The following is an 18,257-nucleotide window of genomic DNA, read 5'->3' as shown; positions in this document are numbered from 1 at the left end:
GATACCGCGCCAGAGCCATGGAAAGCGCGAGCAATCGGCGGCGCAGTGCAGTGCGGCCCGGCTGTTGAGCAAGCTGCGCGTAGGTCGCGCTCCATTCCCGCTGCGTACGGACTAGGTCATCGGGAAGTGAGGGGTTCATCATGCGACTAGATCACATGTTCGATTTTTTGGACAAGGTAGAGCACCATGAGGTCGGCGCCTGGGTGTCCTGTGACACCGAAGGTTGAGCGATGGGAACTGCCCGTGCTTGGCGGTGGCCATGAGCCAGGCGCTCGGCTTGTCCGGGACACCTAGACCTGGTCCCGCCCCACGTCTCGCCGGAGCCAGGAGGCTACTGGAGCCCTTCCTGACTGAGCCGTTTACGGCGGCGGCTCAGGGCCCTCTTTGAGGCCTGGGAAGCGCCACATCCTTCGGCCACGGACTGTCTGGCCGTTGGTGAGCGTCGCATAGAAGCGCGCGTATAGAGGGCCTCTGCCCATGCACAGGAGCGACTTGGAGGTCAGGACTACGGGGTAGATCACGCCGGAGAGCCCATCTACGGTCACGGGTTTCAGCGTGCGAGTGCCCTTCACCAATCTCAGACGCTTGAAGGGCCAACGGCTGTCACGGGTGTACAGCTCAACCCTTTCAACGCCAAGGGGAGTTGTTCCATCGTTGATCAACCGCAGTCGGAACCAGTAGGCGCTCCGGGGGTTCCCCTCGATGTTGATCTGCGGCACCGGATGCTTGCTGCGTCGCTCCGTCTTCACCTTCAGCTTGGGACGGACCCTGAGGTAGGTCTTGGCGGACACGATCATGTTGAGTCCGGCAAACCCGGCGGCCCCCATCGCGATCCCACGCGCCCACCAGTCAGCAGCCATGAGTCAGGTCCTCTCCCCCGGTATGTGGACCTCAGAATCTACTCAAGTCGGCATCATCCGGGGCCCGGTGTGGGCATCCTGCGGGCATGTCGTCAGGAGCCGTTGCCATCCTCATCGCGTCCCTCAGTGCGGTCTTCACGGGGTTCAACATGATCGCTTCGTGGGCAACGTACCGGCGCACGCGGCCTCGCGTCGAGATCCTCCTTCGTATGGATCACCACAAGTCCGCTGCGGAAAATCGGGTGAACTTTTCGATGCTGATCCGCAATCACGGACAATACCCCGTGACCTTGGACAGCTTCGGTTCCCTCTGCGTGCAGCCCCTCGAAGAAGTCTCGCACTCGAAGTGGTATCGCTACAAACATTGGCGATCTCAATACCGCCTCTGGCGCAATCCGGTTGACGTCAGAGAGTTCCCAATGAGCCGTGGGGCCAGGGGGGCAGTTTTCCAACACGAGACCGAGCAGCCTGTAGAAGTAATTCCCTTCAATGGCACCGAGTGGCTTGTGAGATTAGACACCAAATACACTACAGCGTTACAGCACGGTAGAGGCCCATGGCAAGCTCGCGTACTCCTCTACATGTCTTTGGGCAAGCCGGTCTTCTCTCCTTGGGCCTACTGCAATCTCGATCTTCCAATGAATGGCGAGCAAGAAGTAGAAGGCAGTAAAGTGAATCAACTCTCCTTTGACGACCTCGAAGAAGGCCAGTAAGCGGGGTTCGCTGACCTCTAACGCCAAAAGCCCCGCTCCATTCTGGAACGGGGCTCTACGGCTCAGCTAGAGATCATTAATGGTGGGGGTTCTGGGCTGGGTGACGGCTGACGGTGGGTCCGCTATGCCGGAGGTATGAGGTATTCCGATGGCGGCCGGGCTGACGGCTGAGGAACGGGCCCCGGCGTGAACAGGTCCGGTTCGCTGCGGCTGAGCTGATCGAGGCCGGGATCAGTGACCAGGAGGTGGCCCGGCGGTTTCGGGTGACGCGGATGTCGGTCAATCGTTGGCGCCGGGCCCTGGCCGCGGGCGGGCGGCAGGCCCTGGTCTCGAAGGGGGCCGGCGGTGCCCGCTGCAAGCTCAGTCCCGCGCAACTGGGGTAGCTGGAGGCCGAGTTGGATGCCGGTCCGGCCGCGCATGGCTGGGATGAGGACCAGGGCTGGACGCTGGGCAGGATTGCCGAGGTGATCCACCGCCGGTTCGGGGTCCGGTACACGTTGCCCGGCGTGGATCTGCTGCTGCACCGGATCGGCTGGAGTGTGCAGGTGCCCGCACGCTGGGCAACGGAACGCGACGAAGCGAGGATCGCCGAGTGGAAGGGCGAGCGGTGGCCCGTCATAAAAGGACGGCGGCAGACCTGGGTGCCTGGGTCTGCTTCGAGGACGAGGTCGGCCAGGGTCTGAGGCCGCCCAAGGGCCGCAGTTGGGGCCCTTGGGCGGCAAGACGCCCACGTGAAGGTCACCGCCGCGGGCACCAAACGCGTCTCCATGGCCGCGCTGATCTGCACCAAACCGGGCCACCGGTCCCGGCTGATCTACCGCGTCCACGTTGACCGCGGTCCTGGCGCCGGCAGACGCAAGGGCTTCAACGAGAGCGACTATGCCCGCCTGCTGGATGCGGCCCACCAGCAGCTCGGTGGCCGTTGGTGATCGTCTGGGACAATCTCAACACCCACGTCAGCGCCAGGATGAAGCAACTCATTGCGGCCCGCGCCTGGCTGACCGTCTTCCAACTCCCGCCCCATGCCCCCGAACTCAACCCGGTCGAGGGCGTGTGGTCCCGCCTGAAGAGATCCCTGGCGAACCTGGCCAAGCGGGGTATCGACCAGCTGACCGCTCTGATCAAGACCCGGATCAAGAGGATGCAATACCGACCCGGCCTCATCGACGGCTACGCCGCAAAGACCAGACTCGACCTCACACCCTCGTAACCCCCGCCATTAATGATCTCAGGAAGCACTGACCGTCTGGAAATCCTCATGGGCCCCGTTATAGTCCTCCCAGATGTATTTCACCCGCCAGGTCTCCGCGATGCCCATACCAAACACGACGTCCACGGTAAATGGTTCGCCGTTCGGCTGAATGCGCTCCGCGTGGTTGGAGGTCAGCAGCTCAGGCGCACTCCCCGTGCCGACCGGCTCGACGTCAACGCGCACGTTATCGGCGGCAGCGTCTCCAACATTCCTGACCAGCAGCCTCTGATGCCCAGCCTTGACCCTCTGCTTGGAAACGGCGAGCGCGGCGCCAGAGGTGCCAAAGTTCACGCTGACCTTGGAGCTGAGCCCTGTAACATCCCTGGTCAGAGCTGAGACTACTCTCTGCTCTAGCTCCGGAAGGGTGTCGTACTGCCCGAAGAACCACTCGTTCTCAATTTCCGATCGAAACGCTGAGAGAGCTGCGATCTGGTTGCCATCAGCGTTCGCCGGATGAGGCAGGTTGGAAAAGTAGACATGGACGGGGATGTTCCTCCTTTTCCCCTCCTCGATTTCCTCGACCGTCCCGGAAATCCAATCCCTGGTAGGTTTCCCGAGCCTGCTGTGGAACAATGCAATGATGATGTCAGCCGGGCCTCCAAGCTGCTCGTTGATGGAATCCTGAGGACTCAGGCCGGCGCGAACCACCGGAATGGCATCGGCCTCCCAGCGCATCGGCAGGAGAACAACCCCATGCGCGCGTGCGTGATCGCTGTTCCAGCTGCGGATCGCGCCTTCGACAGCCTTCCGATCGGCATGCGCGTCCGAAGGAGAGGCGATCAGGACTGATAGCACGCGGGCATCGAACGGCATCGGATGTCCTCTCGTGGAAGCCGCCGAGTCAGTCCCATGATCTCGCCGGTCGTCGCGCCAGACCGTCTCGCCGCGCCGCCGGGGGGACTGTTCAGAACGTCTTCCCGGTGCGGAGGGTCACTACTACAGTGGTGGCATGAGTGTATTCACCGTGCGCATACCGGATGACCTGGACGCCGAGGTTCGGAAGGCGGCGGCCGACGCCGGGCTGTCGCTGAACGCCTACATGGTCCGAACGCTGCGAGATCAGACCCTGCGCGAAGCGCTGGCGGCTGTGGACAGCGAGGGCGTTCTCCTTGTCGACACCGGCGACGACGACCCGGCGGGGGACATCCGTTGAAGCGCGGCACGGTCTGGGAAATCCCGGTTGGCGACACCACGCGCACCGCAGTCGTGCTCTCCATCGACGAGGTGAACACGAAGTTCCAGGCCGCCGTCTGCCTGCTCTTGCACCCGGCCGGCGCCTACCCCGACACCCTCGTATCTGTACCGATCGCCGACCCTGTGCGAGCGGTCGCAGTCCCGGTGAACGTTACCCAGTACGCGGCTCGGCGTTTCGAGCACGCCAAGCTGCTGGGCGAGGTGAGCCAAGAGACCATGGCTCGCATCGAGCAGGCCGTGCGTTCCGTTCTGGGGCTGTAAGGGCTCAGTGGGAGCCGGTGGCCAGCAACTTATGACGGCGAAGGCTCACTGCTCGGGCTGAAGCCCGTGCTCGAGGTACGCCACGGTGCCTTCATCGCGTGCAACCGCAGCTGCTCGGATGCGGCGTGCGAGACGGGGAATGGTGAGGCCGTCTACCGCCGCGACCGGGTGGAACTCGTACGCCCTGATCTCTGACGCCTGCAACGTGATCTGTGCCTGGACCTGGTCAGAGAGAGTGCCGCCGTCGAAGAGGTACAGCACCTTGTCACCCTCGGATGGGGTGGGTGCCCAGTCGACGACAAGTAGGCGCCCGATCTCTGGTGCAATGCCGAGTTCCTCTTGCACCTCGCGGACGCACGCCTGTCGCGGCGACTCGCCCGCATCGATGTACCCCCCTGGGATGTCGCGGTAGTCCTTGTACGTCGGCTCAAGGAGCATCACGCGGCCCTCGGCATCAAAGAACAGCGCGCCCGAGGCCATCCGCGGGCGCGCCATCTTCGCTTCGTGTTCGTTCTTGGTCTCGCTCACGTGACCGAGCCTAACCAGCTCACACCACTCGAAGCCTCTCGGCCAGGTCAGCCACGGGGCGCGTCGGCCGGCCACGGGTTCCACGGACCCAACCGAGCACGATCTCTCGGCTCATGTAGTGGTGCCGGACCTGTTCCGGGGCCATTTCCTCGGCGTCGAGAACCACGCTGAGTGCGTCATCCGTGCGATTCCAGGCCGTGAGCGCTCGTGCCACTTCGAGGTTGTGCCGCACCCTGCGCTCGACAGGAAGCCCGCTCGTATCGACCTGCGGCCCCAACTCCGCTGCGACCTGGAAGTCTCCCAGCTCACCGGCGGTGGCAACCTTGTGGATCGCAACGTTGGTGGGCCCGAAGGCCGTCCACATGTGGTTTCCGTCAGCCCCGAGCCGCGACGCCATCGCCTCCGCCTCACGTAGGAAGGCCTGCGTCGTCGCACGGTCCTCCGCGCGAGCCGCGGCCATTGAGCCTGTCAGGAAGAGCGTTCCGTAGACGGACAGGTACGCGGGGGTTGCGTCTCCCAATCCAGATTCAAGGAATCCGGCTGCGTCACTCACGAGCTGCACCGCGGTCTCAAAGCGTCCGGTGGACAGGAGGCAGTGCGTGACTGACCGGAAGAGCGATCCGATGATGACGTTGTTTCCGCTCTGCTGTGCAGCGGCAAGCCCGCGATCCGCCGCCATCCAAGCAAGCTCGCTCTCCCCCAGCTTGCCGAGCACCATCGCTGCCCCCTGGTATGTCAAAGCGAGCAGCGCGTTCGCCTCCTCCCGCTCCTCCCCGACATACGTACGCACGGCGAGCAGTGCATCCGAGAGGATCAGGGGTAGCTGTCGGGTCGCGAACCCGTATTGAGACCCCTGGTAGGCATCCCACACCTCACTGACATCGGACCGCAAAGCCGTCAGCGTCGGAGGCTCGCCATCCGCCGGCGCCCCAAGGAGTGGGGTCAACTGCCGGTAGTCCATGAGCGCTTCGCGCAGCGCGGGGACCGTGCGTCGCCCGCTGTCTGCCGACCACTCCAACAGGGTCGGCTCGCCGATGAGGTCACCGATGGACACATCCAGCGCGTGAGCCAGGGCACGGATTACAGAGAGTCGGTCCAGCTCGATGCGGTTGTTCTCCGCTTTGCCGAGCCAATCCGCTGTGCGGCCGACTAGTCCGGCCAACACTTCTTGGGACATGCCGCGACGGTGGCGGTACCACGCAACCCGCTCGCCGATCGTCAGTTGCTGCGTCATTCCTCGCATGACTTCAGCCTCGTCTCGGTTCGCAGATAGACCCCGGAAGGATTTTCCGGGGTCGCGTCATGAGCAAGTCATAGCGTCGTGGTTGTCGGGAGCCAGGCACCCGATATGACGACGAAGGGTACGGCTATGTCTCTGACAGCAGATGAGCGGCACCAGTTGATGATGGCCCTCGAAGAGCTCTCCACGGAAGTGGGCCAACTGGCACGGAGGGCACGGCGCTTGACGCAGCCGCTCAACCTGACTGCCCCCGTTCCTCCAGTCCACGGAGCCGCTCGTCAAGGCGGTTCACGCTCTCTCGCATCGATTCGATCTCCCGCATGATCGCCACAAACTCTGGGCTCGGCTCCTCCTGTGCACTCGCCGCAGGCTGAGCACTCACGCGGTATCCGCGAGTCGAGTCAGGTCTGACCTGTCCCCACTTCGTGAGGAGCTGCACGGCCTTCGTTGCCGTACCCACGGCAACGCCGAAACGGCCGGCGATTGCCCGGACTGAAGGCAGCTTGTCCCCTGCCTTCAACTTGCCGCTCTCGATGTCCCTCCGAAGAGCCTCCGCGATCTGCTCGTTCACCCGTCGCGCGTCGTCCGCAGTAGCCGCCATGGGATCGATGCTAACCGCTACCGCACTAGTTCAACCGGCACGAGCAACACAGTCTCTTGTACTGCTTGTACCAGTCGTGCTAGAACAGAGCCACGCCGGAGCGCGACCCCGAAAGGGCTTCACGAGCGGCGGTTGCAAGTGCTTGACCTGCATGAACGCCCGGAGAGCTTCGGCTCGAAGGAAGCGAATGCGTTCTCTTGAGAACTGAAAAGTGATCGTGCGGGGCTGACGCGGGAGCGGCGGTCACGGCAGGTGCCTAGGGCGAGGGTCCGGGGGCAAACCGTCGTGATGAACGTCGTTCCTCCCTCTACGCGCTTGGCAGGCGCCATCCGGTTTCGGGTGTGGGGAAGTACAGCGGGGTCCCAACGCACGTGGCGGCAAGAGTGAGACCGCCCCCGCGGCGACCGGGTGATGTCGTCGGCGGCACGCCAAGCCCACCGCTGCGGAGAACGCCCCTGAACTTGGGGCGCGCGCCGTCCGGTGTGGGCCGCCCTGCTGGCGTCAAGCAGTGACGATGACGCACCCGATTTTCCCGGCTCGGGACCGGTAGTCCGCAGCAACGGGCTGCCCGGTGAAGCCGTACCCGTCCACCTTTTGAGGGGGGCAGTGTGAACCGACGACATACCTGGGCGCCGCCGTGGTCGACCGGCTCGGCGACGCCGTTTCATCCCAGCCCGTGAGCAGAGCAGTACGCAGCGGGCACCCGGTCGGCCTCCACCGAATCGCGGCGGCTAGCGCCGCGCCGGTTGCCTCCCCTGCCCGTCCGGGCCGCTCTTTGGAACGAAGTCCGTACGGGCGGGGTGAGGGGAGCCGGAGGAGCCGGTTCTGAGCGGTCCCCCGGGGTGCCACCCGAGGGACCGCGTACAGGCACCTGCAGAGGAGGCACCTGTGATCACGAGTCTGACAGATGAGGAGCGGGCCGAGCTGGCCCGTAAGAACGCCGAGGCGAACAAGGCCAGCCAGGACAACGCCCGTGCGAGGGGTGGCCGTTGATGGCCGACGCCGAGCATGAGCGGACCAAGCAGCCGCTGCCGGTACGTCCGCCCCGTCCTCATCCGCACGCGGCCGTGACCGGCCGCTGATCCAGCCGCCCCGATGGTCGAAGGCCGGGTTCGACTCCTGGCCGGGGCACTCGCCTCCGCCGTGCTCACGGCGTTGAGGCCTTCTCCGGGGCGGTCGCCTCTCGCCACCACGGACCGCGACCGCCCCGCCCTTCGAGCGAAATGGGAGATCCGCCATGCCCAAGCGCACCTTCGTTTCCCCCTCCGCCGGCCCGATCGTGCTGGGCCTGTCCCTGCCGGTCGGCCGGGTGTACGTGGACGTCAGTGAGGGCCACCCGCATGCTCGGGTGGTGCTGCACACCGAGGACAACACGGGGCCCGCGGCCGATGCGGTCAGCCGGGCCCGCAGCGAGCAGAGCGGGCAGGTGCTGGGCATCGAGGTGCCGGAGATGCCCGGCAACGTGATGGTCCAGAGCGTGTCCGGCAGCAGGGTCACGCAGACCGTGGGCACCGTGCACGGCTCGGTGACCGGGGTGACCATCGTCAACGGCCGTGTCGTCACCGGCTCTTCGAGCGGCATGCAGACCGTGAGCCCGATCCAGGCCACGGTGTACTTGCCGGCCGGGTCGTCTCTGGGTCTGTCCACCACGTCGGCGGACACCGTGGTGTGGGGCGACATCGACCGGATGGAGCTTCGCTCCGTCTCCGGTGATCTGGATGCCTGCGACGTCCGCGATCTCACGGTGAACAGCACCTCCGGTGATATCCGGGTCAACCGGGTCACCGAGCAGATCACCGTCCGCTCGGTCTCTGGTGACATCGAGGTGGGCCGGTACGACGGGCGTCAGGCGCAGCTCAGCGCCACCTCGGGCGACATCCGCGTGCAGGCCACCGCCGCCGCGTTCGGGCACCTGAGCGCGCACAGCGTCTCCGGTGACGTCCAGATTGCTGGCGCCCGTCACCTGAGCGTGTCCGCCGACAGCGTCTCCGGCCGCGTCCGCAACGGCTGACCAGCCCTCGTTCATCCCTTTCTCAGGCCTGGGGCCCCCGGGTGGGGGGGCCGGGGGGGGGGGTGGGGGCGGTGGGCGCCGGGGTGCCCGGGGCCCCCCCCCACGTGTCGGGGCGGCTGGTCGTCGCGGCCCCCCGTGCCGCCCCCCACACCCAACTGGCCAGGATGGCGCGGCTCGTCGAGGAAGCGCAGACCGGCAAGGCCCGGGTGCAGCGGCTCGCCGACCGGATCGCCGGGGTCTTCGTGCCGGTGGTGCTCCTGATCGCCGTCGCCACGCTCGGCGCCTGGCTAGGCCTCACCGGCGACGCGACCGCGGCCTTCACCGCGGCCGTCGCCGTGCTGATCATCGCCTGCCCGTGCGCGCTCGGCCTCGCGACGCCGACGGCCCTGATGGTCGGCACGGGACGCGGCGCGCAGCTCGGCATCCTCATCAAGGGCCCGGAGGTCCTGGAGTCCACGCGGCGCGTCGACACGGTCGTCCTGGACAAGACCGGGACGGTGACGACGGGACGTATGACACTGCGCGAGGTGTACGTCGCCGAGGGCACCGACGAGAAGCAACTGCTGCGGCTCGCGGGCGCCCTGGAGCACGCTTCCGAGCACCCCGTGGCACGGGCGGTGGCCGCGGGCGCGGCCGAGCGCCTGGGGATCGGCACCGATGAACTGCCGCCCGCCGACACGTTCGAGAGCGTCGCCGGGCTCGGGGTGCGCGGCACGGTGGACGGATGCAAGGTGCTCGTCGGCCGGGACGGCATCGTCGACGAGGTCGCGGTCCCCGACGGACTCGCCCGCGCGCGGGCCGCCGCCGAGGCCGCGGGGCACACCGCCGTCCTGGTCGCCTGGGGCGGCAGGGTGCGCGGTGTCCTCGGCGTCGCCGACACCGTCAAGGACACCAGCGCCGAAGCGGTGCGCGAACTGCGCGCGCTCGGCCTGACGCCGGTGCTCCTGACGGGCGACAACAGGGCCGTCGCCGCAGCGGTCGCGCGGGCCGTCGGCATCGCCCCGGACGCCGTGTACGCCGAGGTCCTGCCCGAGGACAAGGTCGATGTCGTACGACGGCTGCGGGGCGAGGGCAAGGTCGTGGCGATGGTCGGGGACGGGGTCAACGACGCGGCCGCGCTCGCCACCGCCGATCTGGGCCTTGCGATGGGCACCGGCACGGACGCGGCGATCGAGGCGAGCGATCTGACGCTGGTGCGCGGGGACTTGCGCGGCGCGGCCGACGCCATCAGGCTCTCCCGCAGGACCCTCGCCACGATCAAGGGCAACCTCTTCTGGGCCTTCGGCTACAACGTGGCCGCGCTGCCGCTCGCCGCGGCCGGTCTGCTCAACCCGATGATCGCGGGCGCCGCGATGGCGTTCTCGTCGGTCTTCGTGGTGAGCAACAGCCTGCGCCTGAGGACCTTTACATAGCCTTGGGGCCACTTACATAGCCTCTTCACATACTGGTCGCAGTATTCTCACCCTTGAGCCTCGATCGGCATATCGGGGCCCTTGCGCCCGTTCAGGACATATGCAAGAGACGCAGATCACAGAGATCCCAACGTAACCATTGAGGGGGCTCGCGAGTCTAAGAGTGCGATGCCAGGGACGTCTTGGGGGACGTCTCTAGACATCGGGGACATCTTGGGGGATGTTCCTGGAGTGCGTTGGCCGGGGCACGTGCACCGGGGAGCTTGAGCGGCCCTCCCGGTTGGTACGCGTCCCGGCAGATCGCAGCACGGCGTGCCACCGCAGACGCCCGGCCGGATCCCGTGGGGGGAATCCGAACCGGGAAAAAGGAAAGCGCCCCGACCGTCGACCCGTGGGGGGATCGGCGGCGGGGCGCTTTTCGCTACAACCGAGGGTTCAGCGGCCCTCGACCGGGACGAAGTCCCGAAGAACCTCACCCGTGTAGATCTGGCGCGGGCGACCGATGCGCGAACCCGGCTCCTTGATCATCTCGTGCCACTGGGCGATCCAGCCCGGCAGACGGCCCAGCGCGAACAGCACGGTGAACATCTCGGTCGGGAAGCCCATGGCCCGGTAGATGAGACCGGTGTAGAAGTCCACGTTCGGGTAGAGCTTGCGCTCGACGAAGTAGTCGTCGGCCAGCGCGTGCTCCTCGAGCTTCAGCGCGATGTCGAGCAGCTCGTCATCCTTGCCGAGGGCCGAGAGGACGTCGTGCGCCGCCGCCTTGATGATCTTCGCCCGGGGGTCGAAGTTCTTGTAGACGCGGTGCCCGAAGCCCATGAGCTTCACGCCGTCTTCCTTGTTCTTCACCTTGCGGATGAAGGTGTCGACGTCGCCGCCGTCCGCCTTGATGCCCTCGAGCATCTCCAGGACGGACTGGTTGGCGCCACCGTGCAGCGGACCCCAGAGGGCCGAGATGCCGGCGGAGATCGAGGCGAACATGTTCGCCTGCGAAGAGCCCACCAGACGCACGGTGGAGGTCGAACAGTTCTGCTCGTGGTCCGCGTGCAGGATCAGGAGCTTGTCGAGCGCGGAGACGACGACCGGGTCGAGTTCGTAGTCCGCGGCCGGCACGGAGAACGTCATGCGCAGGAAGTTCTCGACGTAGCCGAGGTTGTTGCTCGGGTAGACGACCGGGTGGCCCACGGACTTCTTGTAGGCGTACGCCGCGATCGTCGGAAGCTTCGCGAGAAGGCGGATCGTCGAGAGGTGACGCTGCTTCTCGTCGAACGGGTTGTGGCTGTCCTGGTAGAACGTCGACAGCGCGCTGACCACGGACGACAGCATCGCCATCGGGTGGGCGTCGCGCGGGAAGCCGTCGTAGAACCGCTTGACGTCCTCGTGCAGCAGCGTGTGCTGCGTGACCTCGTTGCGGAAGGCGGAGAGCTCATCCACCTTCGGCAGCTCGCCGTTGATCAGCAGGTACGCCACCTCGAGGAAGGTGGAGCGCTCGGCCAGCTGCTCGATCGGATAGCCGCGGTACCGGAGGATGCCCTGTTCGCCGTCGAGGTAGGTGATGGCGGATTTATAGGCGGCGGTGTTGCCATAGCCGCTGTCCAGGGTCACCAGACCGGTCTGGGCGCGGAGCTTCCCGATGTCGAAGCCCTTGTCGCCGACGGTCGAATCGATCACCGGGTAGGTGTACTCGCCATCGCCGTACCGCAGTACTACAGAGTTGTCGCTCACGTCATCCCTCACCGACGTTGTGCCTCTTCTTCGAGGTGCCCTGACTGTCTCTACCATCCCCCATTTGGCCCTGGAGAGTGCACTCGGGGTCGACCATTGGGCCTAATGGCGGCACTCAGTGCCGCCAACCTGCTCATCCTGCCCCGTTCGCCCGGGTTCTGGAAGTGCTCTGTGACCTTTCCTACTCGAATGATCGATCAAAATTTCCGGAGGGCGATCCGGCGGGGGATCCGGAGGGGCTTCCAGAGGTATGTGCCCGGCCGCCCGCGAGCCGAAAATCCAGCGCTGTACAGCGCCTGCCCGCCGAGACCGTGCGTACCGCCTGCCCCAGAGCCTTGCGCGATCCGACCAGAACGACCAGCTTCTTGGCGCGCGTCACCGCCGTATAGAGCAAGTTCCGTTGCAGCATCATCCATGCCCCCGTGGTCACGGGGATCACCACCGCCGGATACTCGCTGCCCTGGGAACGGTGGATGGTGACCGCGTAGGCGTGCGCGAGCTCGTCCAGCTCGTCGAACTCGTACGGGATCTGCTCGTCCTCGTCCGTCAGGACCGTGAGCCGCTGCTCGTCCGTGTCGAGGGCCGTGACCACGCCGACCGTGCCGTTGAAGACGCCGTTCTGCCCCTTCTCGTAGTTGTTGCGGATCTGGGTGACCTTGTCGCCGACGCGGAACACCCGGCCGCCGAACCGCTTCTCCGGTACGTCCGGTCTGCTGGGCGTGATGGCCTGCTGGAGCAGCCCGTTCAGGTTGCCGGCGCCCGCCGGGCCGCGGTGCATGGGCGCGAGCACCTGGACGTCGCGGCGCGGGTCGAGGCCGAACTTCGCCGGGATGCGGCGGGCGGCCACATCCACCGTGAGGCGCCCGGCGTCCTCGGTCTCGTCCTCCACGAAGAGAAAGAAGTCGCTGAGGCCCTGAGTGACGGGTGGAAGGCCGGAGTTGATCCGGTGCGCGTTGGTGACGACCCCGGACTGCTGGGCCTGCCGGAAGATACGGGTCAGCCGGACGGCAGGGACGGGGCTCCCGTCGGCGAGCATGTCCCGAAGCACCTCGCCGGCGCCGACGCTGGGCAGCTGGTCCACATCGCCCACGAAGAGCAGATGGGCACCCGGCGGAACGGCCTTCACCAGCTTGTTGGCGAGCAGCAGGTCCAGCATGGACGCCTCGTCGACCACGACCAGGTCGGCGTCGAGCGGCCGCTCCTTGTCGTACGCGGCGTCTCCCCCCGGCTTCAGTTCGAGGAGCCGGTGCACGGTGGAGGCATCCGCGCCCGTCAGTTCGGCGAGGCGCTTGGCGGCGCGGCCCGTGGGGGCGGCGAGGACGACCTTCGCCTTCTTGGCGCGGGCCAGCTCCACGATCGACCGGACGGTGAAGGACTTTCCGCAGCCGGGGCCGCCGGTCAGGACGGCCACCTTGCGCGTCAGGGCGAGCCTGACAGCCTCCTGCTGCTCCGGGGCGAGCTCGGCGCCGGTGCGGCCGGCCAGCCAGGACAGGGCCTTGTCCCAGGCCACGTCCTGGAAGCCGGGCATACGGTCTTCCGTCGTCCTGAGGAGGCGCAGGAGCTGGGCGGAGAGGGAGAGTTCGGCACGGTGGAAGGGCACGAGATAGACGGCGGTGACATCTGGCTCCCCATCCGGGCCGGGCACCGTATCCCGTACGACCCCTTCCTCCTCGCCCGCGAGTTCCGCGAGGCAGTCGATGACGAGCCCCGTGTCGACCTGGAGCAGCTTCACCGCGTCGGCGATGAGCCGCTCCTCCGGGAGGTAGCAGTTCCCCTGGTCGGTGGATTGCGACAGCGCGTACTGCAGTCCCGCCTTGACGCGTTCCGGGCTGTCGTGCGGGATGCCGACGGACTGGGCGATGCGGTCGGCGGTGAGGAAACCGATCCCCCAGACGTCGGCTGCCAGCCGGTAGGGCTCGTTCTTGACGACGGAGATGGAGGAGTCGCCGTACTTCTTGTAGATCCGAACAGCGATGGAGGTGGAGACGCCAACCCCCTGGAGAAAGACCATGACCTCCTTGATGGCCTTCTGCTCCTCCCAGGCGGCGGCGATCATCTTCGTCCGCTTGGGGCCGAGGCCGGGCACTTCCACGAGCCGCTTGGGCTCGGTCTCGATGATGTCGAGGGTGTCGGCGCCGAAGTGGGTGGTGATGCGGTCGGCCATGACGGGGCCGATGCCCTTGATGAGGCCGGAGCCGAGGTATCGGCGGATGCCCTGGACGGTGGCGGGCAGCACCGTCGTGTAGTTCTCCACGGTGAACTGCTTGCCGTACTGGGGATGGGAGCCCCAGCGCCCCTCCATCCGCAGCGATTCCCCCACCTGCGCACCGAGCAGCGAACCGACGACGGTGAGCAGGTCGCCGCCGCCGCGGCCGGTGTCCACGCGGGCGACCGTGTACCCGTTCTCCTCGTTGGCGTACGTGATCCGCTCCAGGACACCCTCGACGACCGCGGCACGGGCCGCGGGCACCGATCCCGTCGTCACTCCTGCTGGACTCGACATGATCCGACGCTACCGCCGCGCACTGACAGCGCGGGCGCCCTGTGGACAACTCCGGCCGTACAGACCCGTGGGGGCCCGGTCTTCTCCCGACCGGGCCCCCACGGGTCTCCCCTCCCCTGCCGGTCCTCCGCGAATCCCCCCGGATCCCCCCCTGCGGAAGCCCTGACGCAAAGTACGACCCGCGTTGGGCGGTAAGGGTTGTACGGCTGGACCCAAGAGTTTCCCCGCCCGCTGCGCCGCCGCCGGGCGTGTCCCGTTCCGCCGGTTTCGCGATTCCTGCGCCGCCGCTTCGCGGCGGATCTTTCCCACCCGCCCACCCGATTACCCCGGGGTGATCGAGTGGGCGGGCACGGCCTGGTCGCGGGACGGGAGCTGCAGGGCAATCGGGCGGGCGGGCGAGCAAGAGCCGACCGCCGGGGTCAGACGCTCCCCCCCCGGGGGGAGGAGGAGGGATGCGGGGCAATCGGGCGGGCGGGCGGGAAAGGCCTGTTCGGCGGGGCAAGGACGCGGGGTGATCGGGCGGGCGGGTGGGAAAGGCCTGTTCGGCGGGGCAAGGACGCGGGGTGATCGGGCGGGTGGGTGGGTGTGGGCCGATCGAAGCCACGGGGCGCACCCAGCGGACAGGCCAGCCGAAGCCGCAGGTGCACCCCCGGACAGGCCGGCCGAAGCCGCGGGGCGCGCCCCGTGGTGCAAGGCCCCGGGGCCAGGTCAGGCGTAGGCCACGTACCGCGTAACCGTTTCCGAGAGGAGTTCTCTGCCCTCCCTGGACCACAGGGTCTCGTTGAACAACTCCACCTCCACCGGGCCCGCGTACCCCGCCCGCTCCACGTACCCCCGCCACTCCCGCATGTCGATCACACCGTCCCCCAACTGCCCACGGCCGTTCAGGACGCCCTCGGGCAACGGCGTCACCCAGTCCGCCAGTTGGAAGGCGTACAGGCGGCCCCCCGCGCCCGCGCGGGCGATTCCTGCGGGGGCCTCGTCGTCCCACCAGACGTGGTACGTGTCCACGCACACCCCCACCTGCGACGCGGGAAACCGCTCCGCCAGGTCCAGCGCCTGGGCCAGCGTGGACACCACGCAGCGGTCGGACGCGAACATCGGGTGGAGTGGCTCGATCGCCAGGCGGACGCCCCGCACCGCCGCGTACGGGGCGAGTTCCGCCAGCGCGTCGGCGATGCGTTCGCGTGCCCCTCGCAGGTCCTTCGAGTCGGGCGGCAGGCCGCCGGAGACCAGGACCAGCGTCCGCGTCCCCAGCGTCGCCGCCTCGTCGATCGCCGCCTTGTTGTCCTCGATGGCCGCCACGCGCGCGTGCGGGTCGATCGCCGTGAGGAAGCCGCCCCGGCAGAGCGTCGTCACGGACAGGCCCGCGTCACGCATCAGCCTGGCGGTCCGCTCCAGGCCGTAGGCCGCAACCGGTTCGCGCCAGAGGCCGACCCCGGGAATTCCCAACTCCCCGCACGCGGTCACCAGTTCCGGCAACGACAGCTGCTTGACCGTCATCTGGTTGATGGAGAAGCGCGCGAGCGACCCACTCACCGCAGGCGTTACTGGCATGGGGCGACTCCGTACACCGTCAGCAGAGATTTCATCCGGGACTCGGCGACCGCCGGGTCCGGGAACAGGCCCAGGCCGTCCGCCAGTTCGTAGGCGCGGGCCAGATGCGGCAGCGAGCGCGCCGACTGCAGGCCGCCCACCATCGTGAAGTGGTCCTGGTGGCCCGCCAGCCATGCCAGGAACACCACTCCCGTCTTGTAGAAGCGGGTGGGCGCCGCGAAGAGGTGGCGGGAGAGTTCGACCGTGGGGTCCAGGTGGGCGCGGAACGCCTTGGCGTCGCCCGTGTCCAGCGCGCGCACCGCCCGCGCCGCCAGCGGTGCCAGCGGGTCGAAGATGCCGAGCAGGGCGTGGCTGAACCCGTGGTCGTCGCCCGCGATCAGTTCGGGGTAGTTGAAGTCGTCGCCCGTATAGCAGCGGACGCCGTTCGGGAGTCGGCGGCGCAGAGCGATCTCGCGCTGCGGGTCCAGGAGGGAGATCTTGATGCCGTCGACCTTGTCGGGGTGCGCGGCGATGACCTCCAGGAAGGTGTCGGTCGCCGCGTCCAGGTCCTCGCTGCCCCAGTAACCCGTCAGCGCCGGGTCGAACATCGGGCCGAGCCAGTGCAGGATCACCGGCTCGCTCGCCTGGCGCAGGAGGTGGCCGTATGTCTCGAGATAGTCGTCGGGCGACTTCGCGGCCGCCGCCAGTGCCCGCGAGGCCATCAGGATCACCTGTGCGCCGGTCGACTCGACCAGGGCCAGCTGCTCCTCGTACGCGGAACGGACCGTCAACAGGTCTGCGGGATCAGTCAGTTGATCCGTCCCCGCGCCGCAGGCGATGGCGCCGCCCACCGACTTCGCCTCCGCCGCCGAGCGTCTGATCAGTTCCGCCGCGCCCGTCCAGTCCAGGCCCATGCCACGCTGCGCGGTGTCCATCGCCTCGGCGACACCGAGGCCCTGCGCCCACAAGTGGCGGCGGAAGGCCAGGGTGGCGTCCCAGTCGACGGCCGCCGGGGAGTCCGGGGAGACGTCGGCGTACGGGTCCGCCACCACATGGGCCGCCGAGAAGACCGTGCGGGAGGTGAGGGGCGGGCCGCCGGGCGCCTGGGACAGGGGGGCGCCAAAGGGCTCGTACGGGTACGCGGTGCCGTCCGCGCGCGGCAGCAGGAGCGTCACTGGGCGATCTCCGGTACGTCGATGCGGCGGCCCTCGGCGGAGGACTTCAGGCCCAGTTCGGCGAGCTGCACGCCGCGTGCGCCCGCGTGCAGGTCCCAGTGGTAGGGCGCGTCGGCGTACACGTGCTTCAGGAACAGCTCCCACTGCGCCTTGAATCCGTTGTCGTATCCGTCGGGCCCTTGGTTGTCGGGGACCTCCTGCCACTCGTCGCGGAAGGAGTGCGTGACGGGCAGGTCCGGGTTCCAGACCGGCTTGGGGGTCGTGGCGCGGTGCTGTACGCGGCAGTTGCGCAGGCCCGCGACGGCCGAGCCCTCCGTGCCGTCGACCTGGAACTCGACGAGTTCGTCGCGGTTGACGCGGACCGTCCAGGAGGAGTTGATCTGCGCGATCGCGCCGCCTTCGAGTTCGAAGATGCCGTACGCCGAGTCGTCCGCCGTGGCGTCGTAGGGCTTGTTCTGCTCGTCCCAGCGCTGCGGGACGTGGGTCGCGGTCAGCGCCTGGACGCTGCGTACCCGGCCGAACAGCTCGTGCAGGACGTACTCCCAGTGCGGGAACATGTCGACGACGATGCCGCCGCCGTCCTCGGTGCGGTAGTTCCAGGACGGGCGCTGGGCGCTCTGCCAGTCGCCCTCGAAGACCCAGTAGCCGAACTCGCCCCGGACGGACAGGATCCGGCCGAAGAAGCCGCCGTCGATCAGCCGTTTCAGCTTCAGCAGGCCCGGCAGAAAGAGCTTGTCCTGTACGACGCCGTGCTTGATGCCGGCGGCCTTGGCGAGGGCGGCGAGTTCGAGGGCGCCGGACAGGCCCGTGGCGCTCGGCTTCTCCGTGTAGACGTGCTTGCCTGCGGCGATCGCCCGCTTGATGGCGGTCTCGCGCGCCGAGGTGACCTGCGCGTCGAAGTAGATGTCGATGGTGGGGTCGGCGAGGACCGCGTCCAGGTCCGTCGAGACGTTCGCCCCGGCGTCAAGTCCGTGCCGCTCGGCGATCTCCCACAGTGCGTGCTCCCTGCGGCCCACGAGGACGGGCTCGGGCCACAGCACAGTGCCCTCGGCGTCACCCAGGGCGAGCCCGCCCTGCTCACGCAGGGCCAGGAGCGAGCGGACCAGGTGCTGGCGGTAGCCCATGCGTCCCGTCACACCGTTCATGGCGATGCGCACCGTCTTACGAGTCACAGCAGTCCCTCCGTACGCACGTAGGCGCATAGCAAGCGCTTTCTACCCAAGGAGAAGCTAGCCTGCCGCACAAG

18 protein-coding genes and 1 pseudogene are annotated in these 18,257 nt (G+C 67.6%); 9 read left to right on the top strand and 10 right to left on the bottom strand.

Annotated features, from left to right (window positions below):
* Window positions 1–359 precede the first annotated feature (359 nt).
* Window positions 360–860 (bottom strand): hypothetical protein, encoded by a 501-nt coding sequence (locus tag ACFWY6_RS06495; RefSeq protein WP_384687000.1) that lies wholly within the window; start codon window positions 858–860, stop codon window positions 360–362.
* A gap of 86 nt (window positions 861–946) precedes the next feature.
* On the opposite strand from ACFWY6_RS06495, the gene ACFWY6_RS06490 reads away from it, so the two are divergent.
* From ACFWY6_RS06490 to ACFWY6_RS06470, 5 genes are all read left to right on the top strand, one after another.
* A complete protein-coding gene (locus ACFWY6_RS06490; RefSeq protein ID WP_384686998.1) occupies window positions 947–1,573 on the top strand; it encodes a hypothetical protein in 627 nt (208 codons plus the stop codon).
* A 167-nt stretch (window positions 1,574–1,740) separates the two neighbouring features.
* A complete protein-coding gene (locus ACFWY6_RS06485) occupies window positions 1,741–1,956 on the top strand; it encodes a helix-turn-helix domain-containing protein (RefSeq protein ID WP_384687036.1) in 216 nt (71 codons plus the stop codon).
* Window positions 1,957–2,037: 81 nt separating this feature from the next.
* Complete coding sequence (locus ACFWY6_RS06480) at window positions 2,038–2,256, top strand: winged helix-turn-helix domain-containing protein (protein ID WP_384687034.1); 219 nt, start codon at window positions 2,038–2,040, stop codon at window positions 2,254–2,256.
* A gap of 48 nt (window positions 2,257–2,304) precedes the next feature.
* Window positions 2,305–2,502: a transposase gene (locus tag ACFWY6_RS06475; RefSeq protein ID WP_384686996.1), complete on the top strand. Its 198-nt coding sequence runs from the start codon at window positions 2,305–2,307 to the stop codon at window positions 2,500–2,502.
* Between the two features lie 38 nt (window positions 2,503–2,540).
* Complete coding sequence (locus ACFWY6_RS06470) at window positions 2,541–2,783, top strand: transposase (RefSeq protein ID WP_384686994.1); 243 nt, start codon at window positions 2,541–2,543, stop codon at window positions 2,781–2,783.
* Between the two features lie 18 nt (window positions 2,784–2,801).
* Here ACFWY6_RS06470 and ACFWY6_RS06465 read toward each other — a convergent pair whose 3' ends face one another.
* Window positions 2,802–3,638: a hypothetical protein gene (locus ACFWY6_RS06465; RefSeq protein WP_384686992.1), complete on the bottom strand. Its 837-nt coding sequence runs from the start codon at window positions 3,636–3,638 to the stop codon at window positions 2,802–2,804.
* Between the two features lie 136 nt (window positions 3,639–3,774).
* Here ACFWY6_RS06465 and ACFWY6_RS06460 point away from each other — a divergent pair, with 136 nt between their 5' ends.
* Window positions 3,775–3,978, top strand: coding sequence for a toxin-antitoxin system HicB family antitoxin (locus tag ACFWY6_RS06460; RefSeq protein WP_249590271.1), 204 nt, complete (start codon window positions 3,775–3,777; stop codon window positions 3,976–3,978).
* Window positions 3,975–4,280 carry a type II toxin-antitoxin system PemK/MazF family toxin gene (locus ACFWY6_RS06455; protein WP_384686989.1) on the top strand — a complete coding sequence of 102 codons (306 nt, stop codon included), beginning with the start codon at window positions 3,975–3,977 and terminating at the stop codon, window positions 4,278–4,280. Before ACFWY6_RS06460 ends, ACFWY6_RS06455 begins: the two co-directional genes overlap by 4 nt.
* Before the next feature lie 45 nt (window positions 4,281–4,325).
* Here the strand turns inward: ACFWY6_RS06455 and ACFWY6_RS06450 are convergent, their stop codons facing one another.
* The 3 genes from ACFWY6_RS06450 to ACFWY6_RS06440 all read right to left on the bottom strand — a co-directional run bounded on the left by ACFWY6_RS06450 (window position 4,326) and on the right by ACFWY6_RS06440 (window position 6,649).
* Window positions 4,326–4,775, bottom strand: a complete 450-nt coding sequence (locus ACFWY6_RS06450; RefSeq protein WP_384687032.1) for an NUDIX domain-containing protein — start codon at window positions 4,773–4,775, stop codon at window positions 4,326–4,328.
* A gap of 52 nt (window positions 4,776–4,827) precedes the next feature.
* The gene (locus ACFWY6_RS06445; RefSeq protein ID WP_384686987.1) at window positions 4,828–6,042 is read right to left on the bottom strand and encodes a helix-turn-helix domain-containing protein; all 1,215 of its coding nucleotides are present in this window, start codon (window positions 6,040–6,042) and stop codon (window positions 4,828–4,830) included.
* Between the two features lie 241 nt (window positions 6,043–6,283).
* Window positions 6,284–6,649 carry a GntR family transcriptional regulator gene (locus tag ACFWY6_RS06440; RefSeq protein ID WP_384686985.1) on the bottom strand — a complete coding sequence of 122 codons (366 nt, stop codon included), beginning with the start codon at window positions 6,647–6,649 and terminating at the stop codon, window positions 6,284–6,286.
* Between the two features lie 1,237 nt (window positions 6,650–7,886).
* Between ACFWY6_RS06440 and ACFWY6_RS06435 the strand changes: the two genes are divergently transcribed.
* Complete coding sequence (locus ACFWY6_RS06435; protein ID WP_384686984.1) at window positions 7,887–8,660, top strand: DUF4097 family beta strand repeat-containing protein; 774 nt, start codon at window positions 7,887–7,889, stop codon at window positions 8,658–8,660.
* A 71-nt stretch (window positions 8,661–8,731) separates the two neighbouring features.
* A pseudogene (locus tag ACFWY6_RS06430) lies at window positions 8,732–10,072 on the top strand (heavy metal translocating P-type ATPase); the annotation flags it as partial.
* 435 nt (window positions 10,073–10,507) lie between these two features.
* On the opposite strand, the gene ACFWY6_RS06425 reads toward ACFWY6_RS06430, so the two are convergent.
* The 5 genes from ACFWY6_RS06425 to ACFWY6_RS06405 all read right to left on the bottom strand — a co-directional run bounded on the left by ACFWY6_RS06425 (window position 10,508) and on the right by ACFWY6_RS06405 (window position 18,183).
* Window positions 10,508–11,854: a citrate synthase gene (locus tag ACFWY6_RS06425; RefSeq protein WP_384686982.1), complete on the bottom strand. Its 1,347-nt coding sequence runs from the start codon at window positions 11,852–11,854 to the stop codon at window positions 10,508–10,510.
* Window positions 11,855–11,978: 124 nt separating this feature from the next.
* Complete coding sequence (locus ACFWY6_RS06420) at window positions 11,979–14,300, bottom strand: ATP-dependent RecD-like DNA helicase (protein ID WP_384686980.1); 2,322 nt, start codon at window positions 14,298–14,300, stop codon at window positions 11,979–11,981.
* Between the two features lie 708 nt (window positions 14,301–15,008).
* Window positions 15,009–15,857 (bottom strand): sugar phosphate isomerase/epimerase family protein, encoded by an 849-nt coding sequence (locus ACFWY6_RS06415; protein ID WP_384686978.1) that lies wholly within the window; start codon window positions 15,855–15,857, stop codon window positions 15,009–15,011.
* Complete coding sequence (locus tag ACFWY6_RS06410; protein ID WP_384686976.1) at window positions 15,848–17,011, bottom strand: dihydrodipicolinate synthase family protein; 1,164 nt, start codon at window positions 17,009–17,011, stop codon at window positions 15,848–15,850. Before ACFWY6_RS06410 ends, ACFWY6_RS06415 begins: the two co-directional genes overlap by 10 nt.
* Window positions 17,008–18,183, bottom strand: a complete 1,176-nt coding sequence (locus ACFWY6_RS06405) for a Gfo/Idh/MocA family protein (RefSeq protein WP_384686974.1) — start codon at window positions 18,181–18,183, stop codon at window positions 17,008–17,010. Before ACFWY6_RS06405 ends, ACFWY6_RS06410 begins: the two co-directional genes overlap by 4 nt.
* Window positions 18,184–18,257 lie beyond the last annotated feature (74 nt).

Origin of the sequence: Streptomyces sp. NPDC059037 (assembly GCF_042740015.1) — a bacterium.
Classification (GTDB): Bacteria; Actinomycetota; Actinomycetes; order Streptomycetales; family Streptomycetaceae; genus Streptomyces.
This window is presented reverse-complemented; position numbering and strand designations above follow the sequence as displayed.

What these genes read in the sequence shown, in the direction of transcription:
- ACFWY6_RS06420 (WP_384686980.1), bottom strand. Translation starts at nt 14,300, where the DNA reads ATGTCGAGTCCAGCAGGAGTGACGACGGGATCGGTGCCCGCGGCCCGT.
- ACFWY6_RS06440 (WP_384686985.1), bottom strand. Translation starts at nt 6,649, where the DNA reads ATGGCGGCTACTGCGGACGACGCGCGACGGGTGAACGAGCAGATCGCG.
- ACFWY6_RS06465 (WP_384686992.1), bottom strand. Translation starts at nt 3,638, where the DNA reads ATGCCGTTCGATGCCCGCGTGCTATCAGTCCTGATCGCCTCTCCTTCG.
- ACFWY6_RS06415 (WP_384686978.1), bottom strand. Translation starts at nt 15,857, where the DNA reads ATGCCAGTAACGCCTGCGGTGAGTGGGTCGCTCGCGCGCTTCTCCATC.
- ACFWY6_RS06450 (WP_384687032.1), bottom strand. Translation starts at nt 4,775, where the DNA reads ATGGCGCGCCCGCGGATGGCCTCGGGCGCGCTGTTCTTTGATGCCGAG.
- ACFWY6_RS06425 (WP_384686982.1), bottom strand. Translation starts at nt 11,854, where the DNA reads ATGGTAGAGACAGTCAGGGCACCTCGAAGAAGAGGCACAACGTCGGTG.
- ACFWY6_RS06435 (WP_384686984.1), top strand. Translation starts at nt 7,887, where the DNA reads ATGCCCAAGCGCACCTTCGTTTCCCCCTCCGCCGGCCCGATCGTGCTG.
- ACFWY6_RS06460 (WP_249590271.1), top strand. Translation starts at nt 3,775, where the DNA reads ATGAGTGTATTCACCGTGCGCATACCGGATGACCTGGACGCCGAGGTT.
- ACFWY6_RS06495 (WP_384687000.1), bottom strand. Translation starts at nt 860, where the DNA reads ATGGCTGCTGACTGGTGGGCGCGTGGGATCGCGATGGGGGCCGCCGGG.
- ACFWY6_RS06490 (WP_384686998.1), top strand. Translation starts at nt 947, where the DNA reads ATGTCGTCAGGAGCCGTTGCCATCCTCATCGCGTCCCTCAGTGCGGTC.
- ACFWY6_RS06470 (WP_384686994.1), top strand. Translation starts at nt 2,541, where the DNA reads ATGAAGCAACTCATTGCGGCCCGCGCCTGGCTGACCGTCTTCCAACTC.
- ACFWY6_RS06445 (WP_384686987.1), bottom strand. Translation starts at nt 6,042, where the DNA reads ATGACGCAGCAACTGACGATCGGCGAGCGGGTTGCGTGGTACCGCCAC.